21 protein-coding genes are annotated in these 26,146 nt (G+C 49.9%); 3 read left to right on the top strand and 18 right to left on the bottom strand.

Annotation, left to right across the window (positions count from 1 at the left end):
* Positions 1 to 22: 22 nt before the first annotated feature.
* The 12 genes from M1D70_RS14310 to M1D70_RS14255 all read right to left on the bottom strand — a co-directional run bounded on the left by M1D70_RS14310 (position 23) and on the right by M1D70_RS14255 (position 16,435).
* Positions 23 to 583: a TetR/AcrR family transcriptional regulator gene (locus tag M1D70_RS14310; protein WP_009592034.1), complete on the bottom strand. Its 561-nt coding sequence runs from the start codon at positions 581 to 583 to the stop codon at positions 23 to 25.
* 190 nt (positions 584 to 773) lie between these two features.
* On the bottom strand, positions 774 to 3,098 hold the full coding sequence (locus tag M1D70_RS14305) for a glycoside hydrolase family 3 N-terminal domain-containing protein (protein ID WP_456290222.1): 2,325 nt from the start codon (positions 3,096 to 3,098) through the stop codon (positions 774 to 776).
* 40 nt (positions 3,099 to 3,138) lie between these two features.
* The gene (locus tag M1D70_RS14300; RefSeq protein WP_456290221.1) at positions 3,139 to 4,713 is read right to left on the bottom strand and encodes a response regulator; all 1,575 of its coding nucleotides are present in this window, start codon (positions 4,711 to 4,713) and stop codon (positions 3,139 to 3,141) included.
* Positions 4,676 to 6,526: a sensor histidine kinase gene (locus tag M1D70_RS14295; protein ID WP_456290220.1), complete on the bottom strand. Its 1,851-nt coding sequence runs from the start codon at positions 6,524 to 6,526 to the stop codon at positions 4,676 to 4,678. The genes M1D70_RS14300 and M1D70_RS14295 overlap by 38 nt, the downstream gene beginning before the upstream one ends.
* 20 nt (positions 6,527 to 6,546) lie before the next feature.
* Positions 6,547 to 7,377 (bottom strand): carbohydrate ABC transporter permease, encoded by an 831-nt coding sequence (locus M1D70_RS14290; RefSeq protein ID WP_009592052.1) that lies wholly within the window; start codon positions 7,375 to 7,377, stop codon positions 6,547 to 6,549.
* Positions 7,378 to 7,393: 16 nt separating this feature from the next.
* Complete coding sequence (locus M1D70_RS14285) at positions 7,394 to 8,266, bottom strand: carbohydrate ABC transporter permease (RefSeq protein WP_456290219.1); 873 nt, start codon at positions 8,264 to 8,266, stop codon at positions 7,394 to 7,396.
* 99 nt (positions 8,267 to 8,365) lie between these two features.
* Complete coding sequence (locus M1D70_RS14280; RefSeq protein WP_009592060.1) at positions 8,366 to 9,661, bottom strand: extracellular solute-binding protein; 1,296 nt, start codon at positions 9,659 to 9,661, stop codon at positions 8,366 to 8,368.
* 297 nt (positions 9,662 to 9,958) lie between these two features.
* On the bottom strand, positions 9,959 to 10,975 hold the full coding sequence (locus M1D70_RS14275; RefSeq protein ID WP_009592050.1) for a glycoside hydrolase family 130 protein: 1,017 nt from the start codon (positions 10,973 to 10,975) through the stop codon (positions 9,959 to 9,961).
* A 188-nt stretch (positions 10,976 to 11,163) separates the two neighbouring features.
* Entirely contained in the window at positions 11,164 to 12,663 is a 1,500-nt protein-coding gene (locus M1D70_RS14270) for a malate:quinone oxidoreductase (RefSeq protein WP_009592053.1), read from the bottom strand.
* 313 nt (positions 12,664 to 12,976) lie between these two features.
* Entirely contained in the window at positions 12,977 to 13,936 is a 960-nt protein-coding gene (locus tag M1D70_RS14265; protein ID WP_456290218.1) for an ABC transporter substrate-binding protein, read from the bottom strand.
* 63 nt (positions 13,937 to 13,999) lie between these two features.
* On the bottom strand, positions 14,000 to 15,622 hold the full coding sequence (locus M1D70_RS14260; RefSeq protein WP_456290217.1) for a helix-turn-helix domain-containing protein: 1,623 nt from the start codon (positions 15,620 to 15,622) through the stop codon (positions 14,000 to 14,002).
* Between the two features lie 174 nt (positions 15,623 to 15,796).
* On the bottom strand, positions 15,797 to 16,435 hold the full coding sequence (locus M1D70_RS14255) for a spore coat protein (RefSeq protein WP_009592027.1): 639 nt from the start codon (positions 16,433 to 16,435) through the stop codon (positions 15,797 to 15,799).
* 340 nt (positions 16,436 to 16,775) lie between these two features.
* Here M1D70_RS14255 and M1D70_RS14250 point away from each other — a divergent pair, with 340 nt between their 5' ends.
* Positions 16,776 to 16,931 (top strand): hypothetical protein, encoded by a 156-nt coding sequence (locus M1D70_RS14250; protein ID WP_456290216.1) that lies wholly within the window; start codon positions 16,776 to 16,778, stop codon positions 16,929 to 16,931.
* A 191-nt stretch (positions 16,932 to 17,122) separates the two neighbouring features.
* On the opposite strand, the gene M1D70_RS14245 is transcribed toward M1D70_RS14250, so the two are convergent.
* The 4 genes from M1D70_RS14245 to M1D70_RS14230 all read right to left on the bottom strand — a co-directional run bounded on the left by M1D70_RS14245 (position 17,123) and on the right by M1D70_RS14230 (position 21,874).
* Positions 17,123 to 18,493 carry a BNR repeat-containing protein gene (locus tag M1D70_RS14245; protein WP_456290215.1) on the bottom strand — a complete coding sequence of 457 codons (1,371 nt, stop codon included), beginning with the start codon at positions 18,491 to 18,493 and terminating at the stop codon, positions 17,123 to 17,125.
* Between the two features lie 53 nt (positions 18,494 to 18,546).
* Positions 18,547 to 18,714 (bottom strand): DUF3502 domain-containing protein, encoded by a 168-nt coding sequence (locus tag M1D70_RS14240; protein WP_009592059.1) that lies wholly within the window; start codon positions 18,712 to 18,714, stop codon positions 18,547 to 18,549.
* A gap of 129 nt (positions 18,715 to 18,843) precedes the next feature.
* The gene (locus M1D70_RS14235; protein ID WP_009592051.1) at positions 18,844 to 19,332 is read right to left on the bottom strand and encodes a hypothetical protein; all 489 of its coding nucleotides are present in this window, start codon (positions 19,330 to 19,332) and stop codon (positions 18,844 to 18,846) included.
* An 886-nt stretch (positions 19,333 to 20,218) separates the two neighbouring features.
* Positions 20,219 to 21,874: a DUF6138 family protein gene (locus M1D70_RS14230; protein ID WP_456290214.1), complete on the bottom strand. Its 1,656-nt coding sequence runs from the start codon at positions 21,872 to 21,874 to the stop codon at positions 20,219 to 20,221.
* Between the two features lie 216 nt (positions 21,875 to 22,090).
* Here M1D70_RS14230 and M1D70_RS14225 point away from each other — a divergent pair, with 216 nt between their 5' ends.
* Entirely contained in the window at positions 22,091 to 22,729 is a 639-nt protein-coding gene (locus tag M1D70_RS14225) for a pentapeptide repeat-containing protein (RefSeq protein ID WP_456290213.1), read from the top strand.
* 156 nt (positions 22,730 to 22,885) lie between these two features.
* Here the strand turns inward: M1D70_RS14225 and M1D70_RS14220 are convergent, their stop codons facing one another.
* On the bottom strand, positions 22,886 to 23,395 hold the full coding sequence (locus tag M1D70_RS14220) for a helix-turn-helix transcriptional regulator (protein WP_456290212.1): 510 nt from the start codon (positions 23,393 to 23,395) through the stop codon (positions 22,886 to 22,888).
* A 201-nt stretch (positions 23,396 to 23,596) separates the two neighbouring features.
* On the opposite strand from M1D70_RS14220, the gene M1D70_RS14215 reads away from it, so the two are divergent.
* Positions 23,597 to 24,826 carry a cytochrome P450 gene (locus M1D70_RS14215; RefSeq protein WP_009594659.1) on the top strand — a complete coding sequence of 410 codons (1,230 nt, stop codon included), beginning with the start codon at positions 23,597 to 23,599 and terminating at the stop codon, positions 24,824 to 24,826.
* 123 nt (positions 24,827 to 24,949) lie between these two features.
* Here M1D70_RS14215 and M1D70_RS14210 read toward each other — a convergent pair whose 3' ends face one another.
* Positions 24,950 to 26,119, bottom strand: a complete 1,170-nt coding sequence (locus M1D70_RS14210; RefSeq protein WP_254664114.1) for a glycoside hydrolase family 88 protein — start codon at positions 26,117 to 26,119, stop codon at positions 24,950 to 24,952.
* Positions 26,120 to 26,146: the final 27 nt, after the last annotated feature.

Genomic DNA, 26,146 nt, shown 5'->3' with positions numbered 1-26,146 from the left:
TTCTTCGTGGTCTATCGTTGGCTCAAGCTTCCCTCTTGATGATACCGGCCAAAAGAATCTCTCCCATATCGCGCAGGCCCTCCTGAAGAGTCATGCTGCTCCTGTTTGCCGCCGAGTCCTCCATTAACCGATAAAAGCCCCCTACATACAGATCAATGAATATTTTGGCGTTAAACGGCCGGAGCAAGCCTTGACGAATGCCTTCCTGAAATAATTCGGCGATGCTGCCCCATTGCTCATTTAGAAATTGGTCCAGACGGTTCCATTGGTCAGGATAATAACGCTGCAGCTCCGTGATGAGGTTTAGCTCGATAAACTTAAAATCGGCCGGGATTAGAATTAGACATCGTCTTAGTTTCTCCAATGTGCTGAGGCTCGCGTTATTCATGATTTCCTTCTCTTTATGCTGAAGCTCATCGATCGCCCCCGCGAGAATTTCGGCAATTAGCTCATCTTTGGACGGGAAAACGCCATACAGGGTTTTCGTGCTCATCCCCAGCTGTTTGGCCAGTTCACCCATCGTAAATCGCAATCCGCTTCTCCGGATTTCCTTGCTTGCCGCCTCGACGATTCGTTCTCTCAATGAAATTCACCTCCCCACCATGGAAAATATAAAAACAATTTGATTTTCCTTGTTTTCCATACATAATATCCCGATTCCTTCTTTGTGTCAAACGAAAGGCTGATCACAACGAAAAGAGACAGCATGGAATGCTGTCTCCAAAATATCGATAGCTTAGACATGTAGGCAAACCCTTTGAAATACCTTGCGTTCAGGCTTTTACCTTCAACTCAACAACGCCGCTCTCCCAATCCGAGTGGCCGCCTACTACGATGCTGACTCGGCAAGGGACGACATCGTAATCCATGTTGCGGTTCCAGATAGCCAGTTCCTCGAAGCCGAGCTGGAACGTAACGGTGGTGCTGTCCCCGGGCTCCAGCATGACCTTCTTGAATCCCTTCAATTCTCGAAGTCGGCGGGTAATCCCTGATTGATCGGCTTGTATGTAAAGCTGTACGACTTCGTCCCCCTTCAGCTTACCGCTGTTCTTCACCTCCACGCACACCTCGACGCGACTTCCGGAGCGAAGCTGGTCAAGCGTCACGTCATTCTGGGAGATGGCCGGCGATCGATATTCAAACGAGCTGTAACTCAAGCCGAATCCGAACGGATATAACGGTTTGGACGGCATATCGACATAGGGACGAGGGCGCCCTGCGTTTTTCTGATTATAATAAACCGGCAATTGACCTACGGAGCGCGGAATCGAGACGGGCAGCTTTCCGCTCGGGTTCACTTGGCCAAACAGGATTTCTCCGATGGCACGGCCTCCTTCGCTGCCGGGATACCAAGCGCACAGCAAGGCATCGCTAAGCTCGGCCACCTCGCCGACGGCGAGCGGACGTCCCTGAATGAGCACGGTGATCACCGGTTTGCCGATCGCGTGAATTTCCCGAACCAGTTGCTCCTGTATCCCGCCTAAGCGAAGTTCGGCTAGATCGACTCCTTCCCCGCAGTCCATTTCCGTCGGATCCCCCTCCGCTACGATCGCTGCGCCGTTATTATCAAACATGCCCCCGAATTGACGAGCACTGCTGCCGCCAAGCACGAGCACGACCGCGTCCGCGGAACGGGCCGCTTCGATTGCTTCAGGCAAGCCCTGGGTGGACATGCCTCGAACGCTGCACCCAGGGGCGAAGACAATGTCCGTGCCTTCGGGAGCGGCCATCCTAATGCCTTGAAGCGCCGTGACTCCACTGCCCTCGCGCTGAACGCTGGTGTAGTCCCCGAGCTGGTTGTAGAGACGGTCCGCATTAGGACCGATGACCGCCAGCCGTTTGATACTTCCTTGATTCAATGGCAGTACGCTTTTGTCGTTTTTAAGAAGCACAACTGCTTCTCTTGCGACGGAAACATTCAACTCTCTGGCGGCTGCATTATTCACGGTCGAAGCAGCCAAGCTCTCCTCAACGTACGGCTGCTCGAACAGACCCAATCGGAATTTCAGGCCAAGTACTCGTGCAACCGCGCGGTCGATGCTCTCCATATCGGCCTTCCCTTGTTTCACCGCTTGTTCAAGCGTCGTGAACGACTTGTCCCATAGGCTTAGATCGACCCCGGATGAGAGTGCAAGCGCCGCTGCCGACTCATAGTCTCCCGTAATGGACACCAAACGGTCGATGGCCGTTCCATCCGCCATGACAATCCCATCAAATCCCCATTCATCTCTCAGAATGCCGGTTAACAGCTTATCATTGGCATGGCATGGAATGCCGTCGAGTTCATTATAGGCCGCCATAACGCCAGCCGCTCCTGCCTTGATCCCCGCCTCTGCGGCAGGCAGGTGAATTTCCCGCAGCTCCCGCTCGCCTGCGGGAACCGGGCCTGCGTTCCGTCCGCCCTGCCCTGCTCCTTGTGCGCATAGATGCTTGAGCACGGCAGCTGCCTTATCGTGACTCTTCCATTCTTCCGGGTTTCTTCCCTGCATGCCAAACACAACCGCCTCCGTCATTCGCGCAGCCAGGTAAGGATCTTCTCCGTAACATTCCTCGGAGCGTCCCCACCGCGGATCCTGCAGGATGTCCAGTACCGAGACCAAACCTAAATGCGCGCCTCGGCTGCGGATCTCGGAGGCCACATGGGAATAGGCGCCTTCAATTAATTCGGGATTCCAGGTGGAACCGATGGCCGTATTGACGGGCAGAAGCGTTCCGTCAAGCGCTTGATGGCCGTGGGGACATTCCTCCGAGAGCAGGACGGGAATGCCGAGCCGGCTGTGTTCGATCACGTAACGCTGGATGGCATTCGCTACCTTCGCGTTGTCCTGCGTAGGAATCCCGTTCTCATAGGTCACCCCGGACCAAGGGTCCGCCCGGAACAGACCGTACAGCGCCCCCATGCCGGCCCCCCACTCCACATGCTCCTTGAATAAGTCGGTCAGTTCAAACTCCGTTTTGCTCCCTTCGCTTCGCCGATATGCCATCCAGCCGTACAAGTGCTGGTTCAGCTGCCCGACCTTCTCCCGCAGCGTCATTCTGGACAACAAATCCTCTACGCGCTCGTCTACGGGGAGCGCAGCATTCCGATATTTCTCCATATTCCCCATACTCCTTCCATCCTGGTCGTCATGCTTCTGATCATTCTTTGATATTCAAGACCCGATATTTCTTGGGCGTCATGCCCGTGTACAGTTTGAAGACGGATACAAAATACTTGTATTCTTTGTAGCCGACGCGGTCGGCAATCTCAAACACCTTGTCCTGCGTCGTCAGCAGCAGCTTTCTCGCCTCGTTGATGCGCAATTCGTTCATGTATTCGCTGAAGCTTTTTCCCGTGCTTTGTTTAAAAATATTGCTGAAGTAGCTGGGCGTAATCTTTAAATACGCTGCCACTTCCGACGCTTTCAGGTCGCTCAGATAATGATCCGCCATATACTTCTTGGCCTTCTCAATGATCCAGAACGATCTGTCGATGCCGATCCTGTCGATCAGCTGCAGCAGATCAAACACTTCCGTGGATATCGCCAGACGAATCGCGTCGGGATGATTGAACACCTCCAGGTCGATCGTTCTCTCCAGGCCATGCTCCAGCTGGGTCAGGCCGCTTTGACGAAGTCGCTGCCGCAGCATGATGGACAGTTCATCACATACGTTCACCATATCCGTCAACAGGTACCGCTGATCCCGGAAAAATCGGAACATGCCGTCGATTAGCTCTTCCAGCATATCGGCATCCTGCTTGAATAATGCCACGGACAGTTTCGAGACCATATCGGCACTGTCGAAATCGTGCTTGGCCCGGCCGTTATCCACCTCGGTCTTATATTCGCGATCCAGCAATGGGCGCTGTTCCAAGGCATAATAAGGCAGTAACGCTCGCACCTCCGAGCATACGGCTGCCGTTTGGTCCAGGGAAGCGTAAGCATCCGATACCGCGCCATACAAACGATGCTCTCCCGGCCAGGCATCCAGCATCGCCTGCAGAATTTCATCCCACTGCCGCTTCGGGCGCGGCTGATCCGTCATCAGCAGGGTCAACAGCAGATTTTTATGCACAAACACGGATACTTGACGAATTCCGCTGGTTTCGAGGCTTTCACGAACCGTTCGGATCCATACATGCTGCAGCATCGTTAAATCCTGTTCCGATACGGAAGCTGCAAGGTTCGAAAACTTCTCCAGCTGCGTAGCCATGAGTTTATATTCGGCACCGTTTACTAAATCGCCGGGCAACGCCTTGGCCAATGAAGTTTCATAATGCGCTGCCATTTCGGAAAGCCACAGCTCGGCATTCTTCGATGATCCGTCGACACGGGTATCTTGGTTGCGTATGTCTTCTACGATTCCGGTCACGGCGGCCACCAATTCGTCAATATCGACGGGCTTCAGCAAGTAATCGGTTACATCAAGCTTGATGGCTTGGCGAGCATACTCGAATTCCTCATAACCGCTGATCATGATGACTCGAACCTGAGGGTGACGGAGCTTCAGCTCCTTAGCAAGCTGAAGCCCGTCCATTCCCTCCATTCGGATGTCCGTCAGAACCAGATCAATCTCGTGTTCCTGCACCACCTGCAATGCTTCATTGCCGTCATAAGCCTCGGCGACGACCTCGACTCCATAATCCGCCCAGTCAATGGTATAGTGCAAGCCCTGACAGATTACCGGTTCATCGTCAACGATCAGCATTTTTACTGTCTTCACGTGTTGCATCGTACGATTCACCACCGTAGGTTTCAGAATATGGAAGCTTGAGGCGAATCAAGGTTCCTTGCGATGAAGCCTCAATCACTTCCAGTCCGTAGCGTTCTCCGAAAAATAGGTATAAACGTTCATGAATATTGCTGAGCGCACCTCGTGTGCGGCCGGCTTGGACTCCGTTTCGCAGGGATTCCCTGACTTCCTCCAAAGTAGAATCATCCATTCCCCGGCCGTTATCCTGCACGTCGATCCAAATCTCATCCACCCGCTTATACGCGATGACCGTTATCCTGGCAACCGGCTCGCGCCGATCAAGGCCATGCTTGAGAAAATTCTCGACCAAAGGCTGAATGGTAGCCTTCAAGGTAAGCGAATTCGCCAGATCATATTCCATGTATAGCGCATATTTCAGTTTACTCCCCAGCCGTCTCTGCTGCAAATACAAATAGGAGCGTACGAATTCCATTTCCTTAGCAAGGCTGGTCTCGTAATGGCCATTGTTCAGACTGGAACGCAGGAATCGGGACAAAATTTCGATGAGCTGGCTGGACTCGACGGCCTTCTCCAGCCTGGCGGTCCAGCGGATCATATCCAGCGTATTATAGAGAAAATGAGGGTCCATCTGTTCCTGCAGCAGGCGCAGCTCGGATTCGCGCTCCCGCAGTTCCAGCTTGTATTTATGCTCGATCAGCTCCTGAATCGTTGAGACCATATCGTTAAACCTGCGGTTCAGCTCGGAGATCTCATCCTTGGAACGAATGGGTACCCGAGCATTGAAATCGCCGAGCTTTACGCGATTGGTCTCAATCTTCAGGCGCAGGATCGGCCTGATAATCGTATAGTGGAATCCGATCAAGGCCGATAAACCCAACAGGAGAATCCCGATGAGAATGACCTGCATCAAGATGGATACGCCGCGTACATCCTGATCCAGCGCAGCCTTGGGTACCATGGAAACGATCGTCCAATCGGTATTCTCCATCCGTTGATGAAAGGTCAAATACGCTTCCCCGTCGTGTCGGTATGTGGAAGAGCCCATCGTCCCGGCGGTTATGATATCCGTAATCGCTTTCCCATCGCCGATATCTAAGGATAGCAATTCTTTGGAGGGCAGTACGATTTGTCCTTCGGCATCCACAACGAACACTATGCCTTCGTCCCGCGTCAACCCCCGCTGCAGCTGTTTAAGAATACTGGCTTCGTCCATGCGGATGACGAGCCTAGCCAGGGGCAGCGTGATCTCGTCATAGGAGTTCAGAACCCGGAACAATGAGACGAGGTTTACTTCACCATACCAGCCGCTGGTGGAAGGATAACCGTTGCTCCACACGATTCCGCCTTTATGCTCGTCCGCCAGCCGGTACCAAGACTCTTCGTTACCGTGAATCGGCTCGCCCATCTCAATGGAATTGCCGTTAAACCCGGTGATCGAAATCGATTTGATATAGTTTTTGGACATGAGCTGAAACGTCAGGAATCCTTCGAGATTCTGCTTCAACTGCTCCGCCCTCCCGCGCTCTGGCGGTGGGTCAAGGCGCAGGTATTGGCGCATGTCATTGCTCAATATCAAATAATCGGCTATATCCTCGATCATGGCCGTTTGTTCTTCCAGCTGGTTCGTTACGATCTCCAGGCTGCGCTGGCTTGATTGGATAAATTGGCCGCGCAGCACTTCGTTCAGCTTGTCTTGGGCGAGGACGCCGACCCCCAGCGTAGGCAGAATGACAAAAAAGAGGAAAATGACCAGAGCCTTCTGTTTCAGACCATAATTCCCGATCCAGCCCAAACTGCTGCGCATGTCCATTCCCTCTTTCGATGTCTTCATGATGTTGAGCTGAAACCGGATTAACCTTTAACTGCGCCTGCCGTCATGCCGTTAACGAGTTGCTTTTGCAGGAGCAGGTAAAATATAATGATCGGTATAAGCGCGATCGTCAACGCAGCCATTTGCAGCGTAAGGCTGGCCGTCTCAATGCCGACAAAGTTGGCAAGGCCAAGCGGTAATGTTTTCAGCGACGATGAACTGATCAAGACGAGTGCGAACAAATACTCGTTCCAATTATAGATAAAGTTCAAGATCACGACGGTTGAAATCGCCGGACGCGTGATCGGTAATATGATCGACCAGAAAATCTTGAATACGCCCGCGCCGTCCATGACGCCCGACTCCTCCAAATCCTTCGGAAACCCTCTCATGAAACCCTCCAGGATAAAGATCGTCAAGGACAAATGGAACGCCGTGTAAGGAAGAATCAGCGATAAGTGGGTATCCAGCAAATGCAGATTCCGCATGATCAAGAAAATCGGAATCAAGGTCGCATGAATCGGAACGACCATGCCCAGCAGAAATATCGCGTAAGTTGCACCGCGCAGCTTAAAATTGAACCTTGCCAAGAAGTACGCCGCAAGCGATCCGAGAAGGACCGTCACGACCAACGATACGACCGTTACGATGATGCTGTTAAGGAAGTAGGTATCCATATTCGCCACTTCCCATGCCTTCGCGTAATTGGAGAACTGCAGCTCGGTCGGTATGGAGAACGGGTTCGCCGCATATTCCTGCTCGGTTTTGAACGAATCTACGATCATCCAAAAGAAAGGGATTATATTAATAATAGCGAATATCCCCAAAAAAGTGTATGCCGATAAATGGAACCATTTCGTTTGTCTGTACATCTCCTCCCTCTCCCTTCTATTCCTTTTCTCTCGCCAATCGATTTACGATCGTGATGACGATAAGGCTAAACAGCAGAATCAATACGGATACCGCGCTGCCGTAGCCGAATCTCATATTCATAAACGAGTTGTTGTACATATAGACGGTCATAACCTCCGTCGCATGTGCCGGTCCGCCGCCCGTCATGATCTGGATCAGATCGAACACGCGGAACGAATTGCTGATGCTGTAGACTACGGAGACGAGCAATGTTCCTCGGATCATCGGGATCGTAATCCGCATGATTCGGCTTAGTCCGGTCGCCCCGTCCAGGGCAGCCGCCTCATTGACTTCATCGGGGATATTCTGCAATGCGGCCAATAGAATGATCATAAATAAACCGCAGTTTTGCCATATATAAGCGATGCTGATGGAAATCATGGACCAGAACGGATCGCCCAGCCAATTTTGCTGCCAGCTCTCAAGACCCACAGCGCTAAGCAGGTTATTCAGCATTCCGTATTCCGTGTTGTACACCATGCCCCAGATAAGGGATACCATAACCGATGAAATGACGACCGGCAGGAATCCGATGGTCCGGAAGAAACTGGAGCCCTTAAGCCCGCGATTCAGCAGCAGGGCCAGCAGCAGGCCAAGCGGGATCTGACCCGCTATTCCGGTAAACATGATAATGATGTTGTTCTTAACGGACAGCCAAAAAATATCGTCCTTGAAAATATCCACGAAATTGTCCAGCCCGATAAAACGCATGGGCGTGATTCCGTCCCAGTTCATTAATGAATAATATACCGATAAGCCGATGGGAAATATGGCAATACATATATAGATAATGAGTGCTGGCGCCAAGCCCAAGAATATAGCCCATTTCGTATGCTTAAGCGTATGCATTGGCGTAACTCCTTTCTTTCTGCCTTTAATAAGAAAAACCCGCTGCCGGGTTTTTCTTTGTGCCATCATGATCTTGACTTAAGGAAGGAAATTCGCAACTTACTTCATGCTGTCGAAAGCTTCCTGAACCTCTTGGGCGAGCTCCTCCGGCGTCCCTCTGCCGATGGTCAGAGCCTGCAATCCGTTCTGCATGACGTCGGTAACTTGCGTCGGAATGACGCTGTCGAACACCGGTGCCGTTCCCTTGTTGGTCAACTCCAGCATCTCCTTGAGATACGGGCTCGCATCTTCAGGAATTTCAACGTTGGCCGGTACAACAACGCCTTTACTGATCAGATCTTTGTACAGGTCCTCATTGACAAAAAACTTAATGAATTCCTCGGCAGCCGCTTTCTTTTCATCGCTCAATCCTTTTTTAATGGAGATGCCGTACTGAACGACGCCCGCGCTTTTCACCGGATCGCCGGATCCGCCAGGGACGCTCGGGAAAAGCGCAATGCCGAATTTGTCCCCTTCCTCGTTGTTGATGCGGATTCTTCCGTCAACGGTAGAAGAAGAGATATGCATCGCTGCCTTGCCTTGAATGAAGTAGTCCTGCCCTTGGACGGAATCCATGTTGTTCGCATCCGTATTGAATGCTCCCAGCTTGGACAGTTCGTCGATGACGGCAATCGCTTTCACGTATTCGGGATCGGTAAATTTGGCTTCCTTGTTCAGAATTTTCTGCAAGAAGTCACTGCCTACGTAACGGTCCCCGATAATCGACAAGAAGGACGATTGAAGCGGCCATTTCTCTTTGTTGCCCAAGGAGATCGGCGTAATGCCGGCTTCCTTCAGCTTTTTCACCGCATCGATGAATTCGTCGTAGGTAGCCGGAAATTGGTCATAACCGACCCCGGCGAACATCTCTTTATTGTAATAAATAATGTCCACGAAGGTTTGTTTGGTCGGCACGGCGAATTGATTGCCGTTCTGGTTAAATCCGGCCAATGCGTCCTCCGGCAAAATATTCTTCCAGTTATCCATCAGGTCATCCAGCGGCATCAGCAGATCCCCGGCTACCAGAGGAGCCAGGTCGGCACCAGGCCATACGACATTGATATCCGACAGGTTGTTGGCGGCAGCCAACGTGCGCAGCTTCGTTTTATACTCCGTAGCCGCTACCCCGTCCTGCTTGATGATAATGTCGGGATGCTGTTTTTCGAACTCCGCGATCCGCTCTTTGTACACCTCGTTATCCACGTTCGGCGATGTCCATGGATGCATGATGTTCAAGGTAACCTTTTCCGGTTCTGCAGCGTCTTTCTCTCCGGAGCCGCAAGCGACGGTTGACATGAGCAGCAGCGCAGCTGTTCCGGTGAGCAGCATCGTTCTAAGCTTCTTAGACGTTTTCATTTGTTATACCCCTCTCTTTATATGTTACATATCATGTTCTTATATTTAACAATATAAGATATATTAATTATACAATCGGGTTTGTGATCCCAATATCCGCTAAAAAAACGATTTCATCTAATTTTTTTAAGTCATTTAGGACAAAACGGAATTTTTATTCATCATATTTCTTTAGATAGCGTTAATTTTCATTACATAAAATTCACGTTTTTCCATTTTAATGGTATCGCTTACATCTTAGGTTCTACAGAAAGCGTGGCAGTGAAACCAAGTCATTTGCCACGCCCTGAAGCGTCTTTATTGCGGTTCGTTCAAAATATAATCCACCAAATCATCTAATGGTACCGTCGCAAGGGCAATTGCCGTATCGGTTACGCCGTAATAGATATAGAGGAGACCGTCCTTGACCACATTGCCTGTCGGGAAAATGACGTTCGGGATCTGATAGCCGAATTTTTCATAATACGTCTCCGGCTCCATAATGAACCGGCGGGTTCTGGCAATGATTTTCTCGGGATTCTCCAGATCCAGCAGCAAAGCCCCCACGCGATACACCGTATCTTGGTCTACGCCGTGGTAGAGCACCAGCCAGCCTTTGTCCGTCCGCACCGGAGGCGTCGAGCCGCCGATTTTTTTAAACTCCCAATCGTTGTTCTCGGCTTTTGCCAACAGCTTCGGCTCGTCCCAATGCACCAAGTCTTCGGAGTAGCTGATCCACATGGCCGCTTTTTCGGTTCCGTATTCCTCCCCTACGTATTCTTCCGGTCTGCGAAGCAGCACATACTTGCCGTTGATTTTCTCCGGGAACAGAATGTTGTCGCGATCATTGATATCAAGCGGCGTTGTATCGCACAGGTACTCCCAATGAATGAGATCCTTCGACGTCAGGATCCCGGAACGCGTCAGCCAATGGCCTTCCTCTTCGCCCCAGCCGTCCGGATATTCGGGAATCGAGCGTTCGGGGATGCCCGCTCCCGTCGGATAATAGTTCATGGCGCACGGGCGCAAAGCATAGTTCAAATAAAAGGTGTCGTCGATCTTGACGATTCGCGGGTCCTGGATGCTGCCATAGGGGAATCCAAGCTGGTCCGGCGTTACCACCGGTTCGTCCAGCACATGGGTGAAATGCACGCCGTCCGTGCTTTCCAGCAAACCCAGGTAGTTCTTGCAGGGAGTCAGGGATCCTGCCGTCCGTTCAATCATATAGAATTTTCCGTTATCGATAATGACGGCCGGATTGAATACCGTCACCTTTCTCCAATCGTAGAGTCCAGGCACTACTATCGGATTTTCCGCATGCCGGGTGATTTTCATGGATAAGCCTCCTCGTGATTGCTATGTAAGTGTTATCAAGCTGCTTTCTTTAACTCATTATAAGAGGCTTGGTCCCTTCATAATATCCTGTAAACTTTCAATATTATCCGAAATATTGTTATCTGTGATGCTTGGCAGCATAAAAAAACCAACCCGGTATACCGGGTTGGTCTTCGTCATGGAAGGGATTAACTATGCACCAGTGCTTTTAAGCTTAAACCTAGCGTTTCTGAAGTCGTATCTTGAATTTCTTCGAAGAGGGCCGGATTCTTCGAAAGCGACATCCCGTAAGAAGGAATCATTTCCTTGATTTTCGGTTCCCATTCCTTCATCTGCTCCGGGAAGCATTTCTGCAATACCTCAAGCATCACGTGAACGGCCGTCGAAGCGCCGGGCGAAGCACCGAGCAGGGCTGCGACCGAACCATCCGCGGCACTAACCACTTCGGTCCCGAACTGCAGCGTGCCCTTTCCGTTAGCCGTATCCTTAATGACTTGAACGCGTTGGCCCGCCACGACGATTTCCCAATCCTCGCTCTTCGCGTTCGGGATGAATTCGCGCAGCTCTTCCATACGCTTCTCATTCGATAGCACCACCTGCTGGATCAGGTATCGGGTCAACGCCATTTCTTTAACCCCTGCCGCCAGCATCGTAAAGACGTTATTCGGTTTGACGGAACCGATCAAATCGAAATTCGAACCCGTTTTTAGGAACTTCGGCGAGAAGCCGGCAAACGGACCGAAGAGCAGTGCTTTTTGGTTATCGATGTATCTTGTGTCCAGATGGGGCACCGACATCGGAGGTGCGCCGACCTTGGCTTTTCCGTATACCTTGGCATGATGCTGTGCAACGACTTCTTGATTCTTGCAGACCATGAACAGTCCGCTTACCGGGAACCCTCCGATATGCTTGGATTCGGGGATGCCGGTTTTTTGCAATAAATGCAGGCTGCCGCCTCCGCCGCCGATAAAAACGAACTTGGCCGTATGGAACTCGGTTCTGCCGTTATCGATATCCGACACTTTTACTTTCCATGAGCCATCGGGAGTACGCTTGATATCCTTCACGCTGTGCTTGTAGTTGACCTCCACGTCTTTGTTCTTCAGATGCTCAAACAGCATGCGCGTTAAAGCGCCAAAGTTAATGTCCGTCCCGGAATCGATTTTGGTTGCCGCTAACGGTTCGTTTGATGTGCGCCCTTCCATAATAAGCGGAATCCATTCCTTCAGCTGCTCGGGATCCTCGGAGTATTCCATCCCTTGAAAGAGAGGATGATTTGACAGCGCTTCAAAACGTTTTTTCAAAAAAGCCACGTCTTTTTCGCCTTGAACCAAGCTCATATGAGGTATAGGCATGATAAAGTCCTGCGGATTGCGAATCAGATTGCTGCTTACCAGATAAGACCAGAACTGCCTTGAAACCTGAAACTGCTCGTTGATGTTGATCGCTTTGCTGATGTCTATAGATCCGTCAGGTTTTTCGGACGTATAGTTAAGCTCGCATAGTGCGGAATGTCCGGTCCCCGCATTATTCCATTCATTGGAGCTTTCTTCCCCCGCGCTTGCGAGTTTCTCGAACACTTTGATCTCCCATTCGGGCACTAGCTCCTTCAATAAGGCTCCCAATGTCGCGCTCATGACGCCGGCACCAATCAAAATTACGTCTGTTTTTTTGTCCATGTTGCTCATTATACCCTTCCTTATCCCATATATTTGAAAAAAGAGTAGGCGTCCCTGCTAGAAATGTCGATAAAAAGCAAGGCGTCTTCTGAAAACACACCTTTTTATGTGTCAATAATCACCATATTATAGTCTATTATAAATATTGATAGATTAAAATATCTACTATTATCTAATCATTATAAACGATTTCAAGTAGTTAACAAAGTGAGAAGATCCTCCACCATATCCGACACCTGATAATCCGGCTAACGTCATACCAAAAAAAGCCGCGAGGATCGCGACTTTATGCGGGTTTCGACATGGTTTTCCCGTGTTGCGGCTACTTCACGCTGCCGAGCAGCAGATTCGTCTGAATCTCCAATTGCTTTTCAAGCGAGATCAGGTCGCCTGCGGAGAACTGGTTGATATCCAGCGTGTAAATGCGGTTGTTTTTGTAAGCCGGAAGGGATTTCCACAGCGCACTCTCCAATATCTCGTTGGCTCGATCCCCACCCCCGTCCGCATCGTAGACGGTCACAAACATGTAATCTGCGGCCATGTCCGGCAGCGATTCCAGCGAAATGTCCAAGCCTGCGCCTCCGTTTACGACCTGCCCTTTCACGGCTTCAGGCGGCTGATAGCCAAGACCGGAATAGAGATTACGGGTTCCGCGGCCAAAGCTTTCTCCCACAACCCAGAAGTTTTTCGCCCAAATCTCATAAACGCCAACGGTCTCTCCTTCCTTGACCACGCCGTTCAGCTTGGTTTTGGCCTCCGCCAGCTTCTCCTCGTAATGCCGGATTGCCTCCTCGGCTTCCTCCGATTTCCCGAGAAAATCGCCGAATTCCCGCAGCTCTGCATACAAATCCTTAGCTCCCCATGGAATGACAATCGTCGGTGCGATTTTGGCGAATTGTTCATAATTCTTGTCTGAAGGCCGAATGATAAGGTCGGGATCAAGGGACACGATTTTCTCAAGCGCCGCTTGATCATCGCCGATATCCTCGATTCCGTCCGTCAGGTCCTGCAAAAAATATTGATTCAAGCTGGCCGTACCTGCCCCGACCGGCTTAACGCCCAAGGTCAACAGATGGCCCAGATATTGCGTCGCAACGATTCGCTTCGGTTCCTTCGGAATCTCGATCTCTCCCATGACCGTTTCGAATTTGCGCGTTGCTGCTGGTTGTTGGCCCGCTTGGTCCACCACCTTCTCGCTTTGCTGCCCCGAGTCCCCACATGCTACCAAAACGATGACCAGACTTCCGATCAGAGCCAGTTTCAATTCTTTAAGCCACTGCATCCATTAAACCCTCCACCTATTGATAATGATTATCATTATTATAATAATAGGGGGAAGGCTCGTCTATTGCGCTCCGTTTGCGGTTGTATGGACATTTGTAAGAAGTTCGGTTTGGATGCTCAATTGCTGCTCCAACGCTAACGGGTCATTATGCTTAAACAGCTCCAGATCAAGTAAGAACACGTTGCCGTTGCGAACGGCGGGAAGGCTCCTCCATTCCTTGCTGTTCATAACCCGTTTCGCATATGCTGCACCTCCACCCGCTTCCCACACGGTTACGAATATATAATCCGCCGCATGCGCGGCAAGCATATCCGGCGTTAATTCCAAGCCGATTCCTTCTCCCAGGACGTAATCAGTCAGCGGCTCCGGCGGCCGAAAGGAAAAGGTCCGGTACAAATTGCGAAGGCCTCTGCCATAGGCGATATTGACCGCCCATAACCGGTCCTGCCAAAACTCCAGTACAACTGCCGTCGCGTTATTAGTACGGATTCTGTCAGCGACTAACGAGGCTGCAGCTTCCTCTTTCGCACGAAACGCAGAAATCCAGTTATTCGCCTCTCTCTCGCGATTCAGCCCTCTGCCTAACCGAAGCAACTCGTCCAAAGGGTCTTCCTGCCCCCAAGGAAGCGAGATGGTTGCAGCAAGCTGGGACAAAGGCTCGCTGTTGGGTCCGGACGTAACGATCAGATCAGGCTGCACGGACGCAATCGCATGGTGCGATTTGGCATCTCCGATATCCACTACATGCTTAAGCATTCCCCTGTAGGGGCGGGCGCGCAGCAGATTCGATGACGTTCCCACGGGCATAAGTCCGAGCGCCAGCAGGTGGCCCAGGTATTGCAGCGCTACAATGCGCTTTGGCCGCAGCATATAATCGCGTGGAGAGTGACCGAAATGCTGCTTGAATTTCCGACTTAAATACATACCGTCTTGGTAACCGACCTCCCGTGCGATGCGGTCGAGATTGCGATCGTCGCCGTCAAGCAATGCCTCTCTGGCTTTCTCTAGTCGCAGCCGCGTCAAATACTCCGTGAAACCGGAGCCCGTTGCTTTTTTGAACGATACGGAAAAGTGCTCCGGCGTAAATCCCGCTCTCTTTGCCATGTCGTTGCGCGTCAAGGCTATGTGATAGTGCTTCTCCATATAATCCACCGTAAGTCTCATACGCTCAAGCCAATCCTCTTCCCGATTCTTATCGTCCGTTGATCGTAGCAGCACACTCAATAACTGTTTGAATACCGCGTCGATGCATAGACGAGCTGCAAGACCCCCGACTTCTCCTTGATCTTGCATTCGTTGGCTTAGTTCTTGAATCAGTACAAGAGCTTCGTGCGTTGCGGCGAAGGGAAGTTTGCCGGTGTCCATCAGCGCAGACAAATTCTTGATGTAGACTTTGTTGCACCCAGTGCTCTCCTCGAGATCCCATACTTCATACCGCAATTCGTAAACCTCCAGCGGGGCCGGCGAGGACGTCGTCCGGCGAACATCGGCAATCGAACCCGGCGGACAATAACAGACAGCCTTCGCCTTCAGTCGGTGCTTTCCTCCGTTCAAATATAAGTCGCCGGAGCCTTTATGGATCAGGTATAGGGTATGCGTCTCCATGAAACCCCCGACTGGCTCTTCGGCGTGACCTTGCTTTATGTACCGTACTCCCAACAGCGAATATTGCGTTTCCTCCATGCTAGCGGCGCTCCTTCTGACTTTCTCCTGTTTTAACCTATTATAATCTTGTTGATAATCATTCTCAATAAGATAGGGTAAATGACGCTTGTTGAATTCTTTCCAAACTTAATGAATCTGATGATAACACAAAAATAAAGCGCCATATCCATAAGGACTTGGCGCTTTAATTGTTTAGTGAGGAGCCATTTTACCTGGCATTTGCGACTGGATCGGAGCCGTGGCGTAGCTATTCTGCATGTACTGCATATCTTGCTGAGGCAGCTGCGGCACTTGATAGTAGCCGTGCTTGTTTTGATACAGCGAAATTTCATACGCCATTTCGATGCAATTGGGAAGGGAATCCGCTAGAACGCGGCGCACAACCGGATTCGTGGATTCCATCGCTGCATTCGTTTTCATGGTAGCGCCGGATTTCACGGCGTTCAGCATGCTGAGCGCGACGGTTTCATCATTGATCTCGGCAGTGGACTGCATCGGTTTTTTCGGTTGTCCCGGTTTCATGCCGTAGATGAAGTCGTTCCCCTGCTTCATTTTATAGCTTTGCGTCGACTTGGATGGATCTTGTCCTGTTTTGAAGCATTCTAAGGTGATATTATATTCATCCGCCATAAATTGCTTTTGACGCTGCAAGATATCCCGAAGCTCCGGATCCTGCACATGTCCGCTCAGCATGGTATACGTGTTCATCGTGTTGATGGCTCCTGCCAGTACCTCGTGGACATCGAACATTTCATGACCGCCATGGTTCAATTGCGGTGGAATCATGCCGGTTTCCATGTTCTGATGATTTTGCTGTTGTTCGAATTGCATTCATGTACCTCCTATGGTTTTTCGATTTTTAAATGCAGCTATGAATCCACGATGGGGCGCTGCGGACGGATTGCATTTGCAGTCCAGGTTTATTGTTCATTACATGAATCAAAAGTATTCAGGCAGTCGACTTATTTCTGATCCATATCGTCAACAGCAGCATGAACGGCAGGGCAACCTGGAAAACCGGGGTTACATAAGTCACGACAATCTTCACGCCTAGCCATATGACGCCGGACCCAAAGCATATTCTCAGATTCGATTACAGTTCTGTGGGGACTACTTTGTCCTATCCAAATATATCGAACCGATCGATGCCTACCTCGTTACATATAGGCGAATGAGTGATTTTCTGGAGCCTCTGAACCGGAATCGGCGGGTTTTCTTCGCCAGCATCGTGATCATCCTAATCATCGAATTGGTCGTGATCAGCACCTTTTACCGTAATTTCTATAGCAGGCAGCGAATAGAGCAATCCTTCAGAACGGACGGTTAGGGATCCGTTTACATGTATATGATGGAGTGTCCTTAGGCGCTTGTCTTATTTAGCCATTATCCATGCTGCCTTCATCGGGAAGCAGTTTCTTTAACACAAAATTCCTTACCTCAAATAATAAATCGACCGTTTCTCCCTAGCGGGAAACGGTCGACTCCCCAGATGCTTTTCGGTGTTGCCGATATTATGACTTATGCCGAAGGATCGGTCTTCCCTTCGTCTTCAATCGCTACGATTTCACACAAGGTTCGCAGCCCCGTCGTATAACCCAATCGCCCTTGCGAATGATCCCAATAGTAGTAATCCCCGTGCATCCATATCAAATCATACGCTTCGCCCAGAGCTGCATGGCGGACAACGAAAGGTCGAACGTTGTTATGAGTCGAGTTTTCGGTGACTTGGTTTATTTCGGCGATCGTCCCGTCATGCGCAATGACGCATTGATGAATTTCGAAAACCTCACCGTATGTACCCTTTACAGGGATTGACATGTACACGGTGGAAGGGTTGTTATGATCCAGCGTCATGCCCCCGGAATAGCATAATTCTCTTTGATCATTTTGGTGGAACCATCGTCCGCCATCCGCCAACGGTGTAATCCGCCAATCGGAGCCGGACCACTTAGCGTAACAATAATGGTGGCGATCCTTATCCCCATTGATCCTAACAAACAAGATCACCGGGTATCCCTCTTTATCGACGGCTATATCCCAGTTCCAGTTGCGTATGCCCGGCTGGCGATCGACCAAGTGGGCCGGATCGGTTTCTTTGTTATCCAGCTTCAGCGGCCCGCGGTTCAGATCTGCGAGCTGATGTCCATCAGCGCCATGCAGCGTCAGGGTATTCACGTCCAAATACGAATAGTACAATGAATTCGGAATCATATTGTCCGGATGTGTATAGGTATACGACATCATAATTTTGTCTTTGCCGTTCGTTTCGTACTTGGCATACGGCCTTTTTCCGGTTTCTTGTTCAGAACCCCTGGAATCCACGATCTGTTTCGGTTCCATGTCGCAAGTGACGTCGCCATCCGGATCCGGCAGCGTGTACCTAGCGACGGTCGGGTGCCAATTCATGCCCCGCCACAGCAGATAGAAATAACCGGGCTGATCCGTCATCACGAAGGGAGAAGGATAGGTGGTGTTCCCATATCCCGTGGTAGCGATGATTTTTTCAGGCCCTAAGGTTTCTAGATCGTCAGGACGGGCTGTGACGCGATAATAAAAATATGGGGTTGTCGAGTGCTCGGAATAAAAAATCATCACCCGGCCGTCGGGCAGTGCCAAAAACGTCGGATTATTATGGTCATCCTGCTGGAAACCTGCTCGCACTCGCACTTGCTTTCGTTCTTGGGACACATGATCATATTGAACCGCCTGGATGCTGCCCGCAACATCGATGTACCCGATGTATGTCTTGTCGCTGCCCGTTGAGGCATTGACATGTCGCAGCGCCCTCGGATCGGCAAACCAGCACCAGGCACCATCACCGGTAAGGGTTGTAGGGATGCGTTCGATGCGTTCTGGTTCAGCATTAAGGTTTCTATTGGAATTCGTCATTTGAGACCTCCTCGCTTCCTTGTCGGATCACTTGATTGCTTCATGATTATCCCCTATCGTTTCATGGCAGCGAATGCATCCAGCTGATTCTGCAGCTCCTCCATGAAGCTCGGGAATCCAGCTTCGCTCATCTGCTGCCTCGCAAGCGCAAGATCAGCATCGCTACCTTCGGACATGCCGACGGACAGCGGTACGATGTAATGCGATCTGACTGCCTCCATGGCTGCGAGCTCCGCCGTTATCGGTACCGTATCGAAGCTGAATCCCGCCAGCGGGCTCTCTCCGTTTTCTACGGCCCGTTTCGCGCCTTCCGAATGCTAATGCTCAACGATGGCCTGCCATTCTCCCGGTTATTTTTCCGATTGGCTCATGCTGCCGTCATACAATCCCGTCCAGCCCGGCTTATTGTTCTCCGACTTGATGCCCGCGTAGCTGATGTAATCCCCCTCCAGATTGTAGTTCTCCCCTTCCACGCCATACAGCAGGAGATTGTAGTATGTACGATCCGTGTGGGCCTTCTCGATCAGCTTAAGCGCAATTTCCTTATGCTTGGAGTGTGCGCCGACCGAAATCATCGTAATGTTGTCCGGCGTCATATAAGGCATGTAGTTCGGCACATGGTCGAGATAATAATCAAACCATCCGTACTCGAACTCGGGAAACAACTCCTTGAGCACTCCGATGTATCTTCTGCTGACTGCGTCGAAATGGTTGTTGAATTCCAGCGGCTTCTTATCCGTTTTCATCCATTCCAGCGTTTCGCCGGTGGCGTTTCCCTGGGCGGCCAGAATTCGCGGCTTGATAGAAACGATCCATTCCGCTCGCTGGCTCGCGCCCATCGTGATGCCCTTCAATTGTACGACGGGCTGCCCGTTTGGACCGCGAATGATGCCTGAGGATCATTTGCAATTATGGTGCAATAACAGAGCATGTGTCCGCAAGGTCACCATAATAAGCTCATTTCGGTTAAATAGCGTATCCTCTGTCCTCGTGATCTCAATATTCGTCCGATATTACCAAAATAACACCAGGGATTTGCGTCGTATGACCATTTCCTCATTAGGACCACGGCAATCCATCCAGCTTCGTTTAACTTCATGGATTTGCGATAATAGAGGACCCTGGTTCCGCTATTTCTTTGATTTACCTGTTTTCACAGCCATATTCGGACAAGAGATCCGCTATTGCAGGATTTAGCGTGGAATCATTTGCGATTATGGTGCAATAACGGATCCTGGGTCCGCAAGGTCACCATAATGAGCCCATTTCGGCAAAATAGCGAATCCTCTGTCCTCATGGTCTCAATATAAGGCAACTCCAGCTCGAAGCGGAGCCTCTTCTATTCGCAATGCCCATAACGTGCCGATTCCAAGGCCCCCTCCCCTGCATTCATAAGTTCCACAGAATCTTAAAGACAACGCTTTCAATTTAACGAGCGGCTCCATACTTCCTGTCTTCTTGTCCGTATTTTATATCAATGCATCTACCTTTTGCTACTATATTAACGGCTTCGAATCCATCATTTTCGCATCATTTTTTCCTAGAACAGTTAGATAAGGATAAAAAAAGCTGCCTTTCAGCAGCTGATCATTGACTCATTTAAGGTTAGCCTTTTGATTTATGAAAATGAATTCTCAGAAATGTTATGGATGACCGACGCTTTAGAGCTGCCTGCAAAACTAATGTCTATGTTTATACAGCGCTTAACTGCACCAGTAAACACGATTACTTCCGACCGGCGGCCTCCGCCAGCTCGGTGAGCCACTGCGCCCTCTCCCCTTCGGCTTTGGCGGCTATCTTCTTCAGCTTGTCCGTACCGCCCCAGATCAAATATACGATATGCTCCACCTGGTAATACGGGAGGCTGCGAACTTGATCGAGCAGCAGCCTGACGTTGAGATCGTGTTCCATGTCCGATTGGATCTTCAGTTTCATCGAATCGGTGCAGTGCAGCATGCACTTTATCAAGGTTGGAATGGTTTCTGTACGAACACCATGCCGCTCTTTAAAAGCAACCGTGAAATGGTTTTGAACGGATTGGTGTTCGTCATCGACTTTGCCCATGTATTCTTCCACCAGCGGGAAAAACTTTTCATCCATCAATCCGAGGCCAAAGACGGCATAGCTTCCCGGCATGCAGTTTTTCTCCCCTTCCGTATCCGCATACCATTCAAACGGCTCCATCGCTGCTTTGGCATACACCACCATGAAGGGATAGAATTCCGGGTATTCCAAAGCGTTGGCGAAGAACCGATGCGTTCCCGACTTAGCCAATCCTTTGATCGGCAGCCACTGCTTGACCGAGGATTTCAATTTGATTTGATAGCTTTTCGGGAATCCCAAGCTGAGGAGGCGTGTCAGAAACCGGAGCGCGCGAGCATAACTCTCCCCCGTTTCCTGCTTAATGGCTATGGAGACCTCGGCAAACACATCGTTGGCCGTGCAGTCCACCATTTCGTCACGCAAACAGACGTCTTCCTTGGCGAAGGTCCCGCTTCCTTCCTTAATCAATCGTCTGGCCCGTTCGCTCCCGAGTTCTTTGGCGCAATTCAACATAGCCAATCCTGTGCTTCTGCTATAAGAGGGCTCGTATTTCAGAATCAGGATGGCCGCGTAAATCAGCAGTTCGATTGGACCCTGCTCGGTATTTTCCAAATGAATGTCGATTTTTTTCTTGTATTCTGGCTGCCATTGCGTTCCGATATTATCGAAATAACGCGGAAGCCAATGCTGCTCAGCCCAATTCCGCAAAGCCTTAACTAGATAAGCACGATGCTCTGCGAGATGTTGGTTCCCTTTGTTCAATTGCTGAACCCGCTCAAAAACGGCAATGATCCATGCAGGATCTGCGTCAGGAAACAGTTCCTCGTCCAGGATGTGCCTGGACAGGAAAAACGTCTCCAACGGTTTCGTCGGATAGGTTCCCGCTTCTAGCTTATTGGCAATATAGGTTGCGATTCGTTCCCGTAATTGCTTCTTCTTTGTCTCATCTGCATATGTAAGAATGCAAAGGTTCAGGTCGCCTTCACGCACTCGAAACTTGCCGTTAAACGTAAACTGATAATCGATTAAAGAGCTCGGCATCTCGTCCAATTTATGCTGCATATAAGTGGACAGCTCAGGAACGATGTGCTCTCGCACATGTTCTTCGGTCAGCGGCTCACCAGGTGTCCCCCTGTCTATCGGCATCGATAAGTCCAGGTCATGATCCGTCATGCTCACCCTGCCCTTGTCATATTCGAGCAGCGCATAGTCGTGAATCCCGATCTGCAGCGAAGTACGCTTTACGATGTCCTCCGCGTTTTTATCGCTGATATAGGCCATCCATTTGTCGATCTCCTGTTTCATTTCGCCCAAAAGTGTTTCCAGTGTCTGATCCATGTTCCACTATGCTCCTTTATATCATTTCGTATTGTTCCTCATCTACCCTAACACTCTCCATGATCATGACTTAAACCTCCATTAGCGGCCCCTTCATGGATTTGACCCCATACAAATCTTGGAATCTATTGCTTCATCTATGATACTATAAAACCGACTCATTTAAAGATCATTTCTAAGAGCATACATTCGATTCTGGAAATAGGAGGTTGTTCATTGAGCGCAAAACAATGGATCGCAAGATGGGATACGGAGCAAACCACCGAAGTCAATCAGGCTGTGGCTGCGGTTACAGGCAAACATAATATGCATAAAAAAGAACGGAGATTCCCTTCCTCTCCCTTTGGATTGACAGATGCAGGGCAAGAGGATTTCCGAGGTGTCACTTTGAGCGAGATTATCCAGTACCTGGATGTTCAGCATGTTGATTTATCTTTTGCCAAGTTTATGGACGGAACGGGTCTGAACTCATCCAGGTTCACGCATTGCCGCTTTGATGGAATGAAACTTGGCGGTTCGTTTGTGACGCGTCATTTCAATCATTGTTCGTTTCGAAAAACAAATTTAAAAAAAGCCCGGATTGGAGAAAGGTTTGAGGATTGCGATTTTACCGGAGCCAATTTAAGTCACGCCATCGCACGCGACGCGGCCTTCGTTCGATGTAACTTCTCCAATGTTAATTTTCGCGGAGCACATCTGATGTACTGCCTCTTTGAAGAATGCAGCTTCAATGAAGCAATCTTTCATAACGGCTCCTTATCCGGAAGCCGGTTTGTAAGTGAAACAGAAGCTCTACCGGTTTGGGATAATACGATTATGGAGCATGTCAAGATCAACGGAAAACCCTTTGCTTAATTTTCGAACCTGCGAGCCCAACACCGCATCCACTGCCATGGCCCTCAAGATCCTCGGGTAAAAAGCCGCGATGTCGCGGCTCCTTTACTTGCGCTAAAACATCGTCGTGCTGAATGCTGCGATGATTAGAGATCTGGTCGAAGCCGTATTTACCCATCAGGTTAATCTGCTGACCAGCCTATCGATCCACGCCAATTCGCCTTGCACCTGTGAGACCGAATATAGTAGAACCTCGTCTCGGAACAACTCGTCCCCGCCTTTATCCAGTCTCCTCTCGATATCTGACAGCAGCTCCTCCAAGTCCTTCTTTCTCCTATGTAAAATCCGATTCCGGTCCTCCTTCGAAATGCGATCGAACAGGGACACTCTAACCATGAATTCGATTTGATGTTTTGCATCTTTTTCGGTGAATTCGTTAATGAGGTTTGCGATTTGTTCCCTCCCTGCTTCTGTAATTTCATATACATACTGATTCGGTCTGCCTACCTGCTCATTTCGTTGTTTACGAACAAATCCCTCATCCGTAAATTTTCGTAATGTCGGGTATAACATGTTGTGATTCACGTCCATCAAATAACCGAGATCTTTCTGTATTTCTTTTTTTATTTCATACCCGTGTTTCGGGGATTTATCGATTTGGATCAGAATGAGAAGTTCAAGATACATGATCGTTCAGGCCTTTCGTCGACGGATTTGACAAAACTGCTGCATATTGAACAGCACATCTCTAGCGTATATGTTCAACCAAAATCCGACAAGGAAGAATATAAACAGAACTTTGGACATGGGTCATTGGAAACTATGACCAATTATAACAATATGTTAAATTAACATATGTTATATTACACTCGCATTGGAGGGAATGTAATGAATCATGAAATCATCTCCTTAGAGGAAATCACGCAATTCCGTTCACCGATCGAAGAATTCAATCCTTATGAATGGTACAAACACAAATTGCAGCATGAGCCCATCGTTTATAATCAGGCGACCCAAACCTGGAACGTCTTCCGGTACGATGACGTCAAGAGGGTTCTCAAGGATCATGAATATTTCTCTAGTGTAAGAACACGGACGATGATCAGCGTTGGCGCCGATAATGACGAAGGCCAGAAAATGAGCAAAATCAACCTGCAATCCGACCCCCCGGAACACCAAAAAAGCCGTGCCCTGATATCCGCCGCTTTCACCCCTCGCAGCTTGAAGCTCTGGGAGCCGCGCATTCAAGAGATTGCAGACCAGCTTCTGCAGGAAATGGGTGAAGCCCATGTCATTGATATCGTCCAACATTATGCCAGTGCGCTGCCGACAATCGTCATAGCGGATCTGCTCGGAGTCCCTTCCGAAGACCGGTTATTATTCAAGGAGTGGGTAAACCATCTGTTCCTTCCCCTGCCCAAAAACCATTCGGAAGATGTACAAGAACTGAAACGTCATGCTGCCAAGGAATATTACAACTATCTCTATCCTCATATCGTCCAAAAAAGAGCCAATCTCGCGGACGATATCATCTCCGACCTCATTCAAGCCGAGGTGGACGGGGATCGGTTATCGGACGATGAGATCGTCAGAACGACGATGTTTATCCTGGGCGCAGGCATTGAAACAACGACTCATCTGCTAGCCAATACGTTTTATTCCTTCTTATATGACAACAACCAAATTTACGGGGAAATCCAGGCTAACCGCGAGCTTCTTCCCAATGCCATCGAGGAAATGCTCCGCTATCGGTTTAACATTGCAAAAATGGATCGAACCGTCAAACAGGACAATCATGTACTCGGCGTGGATATGAAACAAGGGGATCTCGTCGTCGCTTGGATGAGTGCTGCCAATATGGATGAAGAGGTATTTGAGGATCCCTTCACCTTGAACATCCACCGTGCCAATAACAAAAAGCATCTAACCTTTGGGAATGGCGCTCACTTCTGCCTGGGTGCTCCGCTAGCACGGCTGGAAGCAAATATTGCGATAAGCAGGTTCATGGATTTCTTCCCGCGCATTGAACCCGTTCCTGAATTTAAACTGGAAGATAACCTGAGTCCTTCTGCGGCAGGACAAATGTTGACTCAGCTTCCTATCCGTGTTCATCGGTAAGGCTGACCTGTCTCAGTTCACTAGGTACAATCAAAAAAAGCCCTGCACAGCGAGGGCTTATAATATCGGGAGACCCTGCTTGTTTCTGAAATGACAGGGTCTCTCACTTATTAGGAAATCATTCTATTGTTTTTCCCTCTTGGGTTCGTACCAGTAGCCGGGCCGCCCGTTGTTTAAACGCATGAGCGCTTCCAGGAAGAAATAATCGCCCCAGATGACAAAATCGTCCGGCGCAATTCCCCCTCTGACAAAATACGAACCATGCCGCAAAAAGCCTTCTTCGTCCGGATTACCCTTCGTAAAATATCCCTGTACCATGGAATCCATGGAACGCCGAACGGCATCAAGGAGAAATTCCCTGCGGGGATCATCGCTTGACAGCTGGTCGGCGATTTCCAGCATCCCGCAAGAGGCAATCGCAGAAGCAGAGCTGTCTTTAGGCGTGAGTGCCGTTGGCGGAACGTCGAAATCCCAGTAGGCGACATGATCATCCGGAAGGCGGTCGATGAAATAACGCGCCATTCGAATCGCCGTGTCCAAGTATTGCGGTTCTTCGAAATAACGGTAGGCCAGCGCGAATCCATAAATGCCCCAAGCCTGCCCCCGCGACCACGTCGAACCATCCTGAAATCCTTGGTGGGTACCTCCGCGCACGGCATCCCCCGATTCGGGATCAAAATAAAAGGTATGATAGGATGAGGCATCACCGCGAACCAGGAACTTCAGGCTTTTGTCAGCATGAATACGGGCGACTTCGGCATATGCCGATCTCCCTGTCTGTTCGGTTGCCCAGCACAACAAAGGCAAATTCATCAAGCAGTCGATGATGATCCGGCCGGCGTTTTGAAGGTCATGTTCAGGGCCCCATGCCTGGATAAGCTGAAGCGTGGGCCTCCATCGTCTCATGAGCGCATCAGCCGCCTGAAGAGCCGTGATCTTGGCCGCTTCGTCCCGTTCAACCATCCATTGCGCCAGGGCGGATAAAGAATACAAGAAACCGATATCGTGATGATCCAGATTTTTATGCTCCGCTAATCTTGCTTGAAATGAATGCGTGCATCGGACTGCAGCTTCACGGATATTGGAATCCTCACCGTACTCGCAGCTCAGCCACAGGATTCCCGGCCAAAATCCTTCCGTCCAATCCGTATGATCCACCAGTTGGTATTTGCCGTTTCCGTTTCCGACATGCGGAAACCGATCTTCAAACCGGGCGATATTCGCTTTGGTCGTGTGCAAGGTTTGTTCTATGATAGCGTTCCAGTCCATCTTGCCCTCCCGTAACTTATTCATTTGGTAGGGCTCCATCCAAACAGAGCC

The sequence above is a fragment of the Paenibacillus sp. AK002 genome (assembly GCF_053903045.1).
Note: the sequence above shows the minus strand (reverse complement) of the source record. Positions and strands in the feature narration are given on the sequence as shown.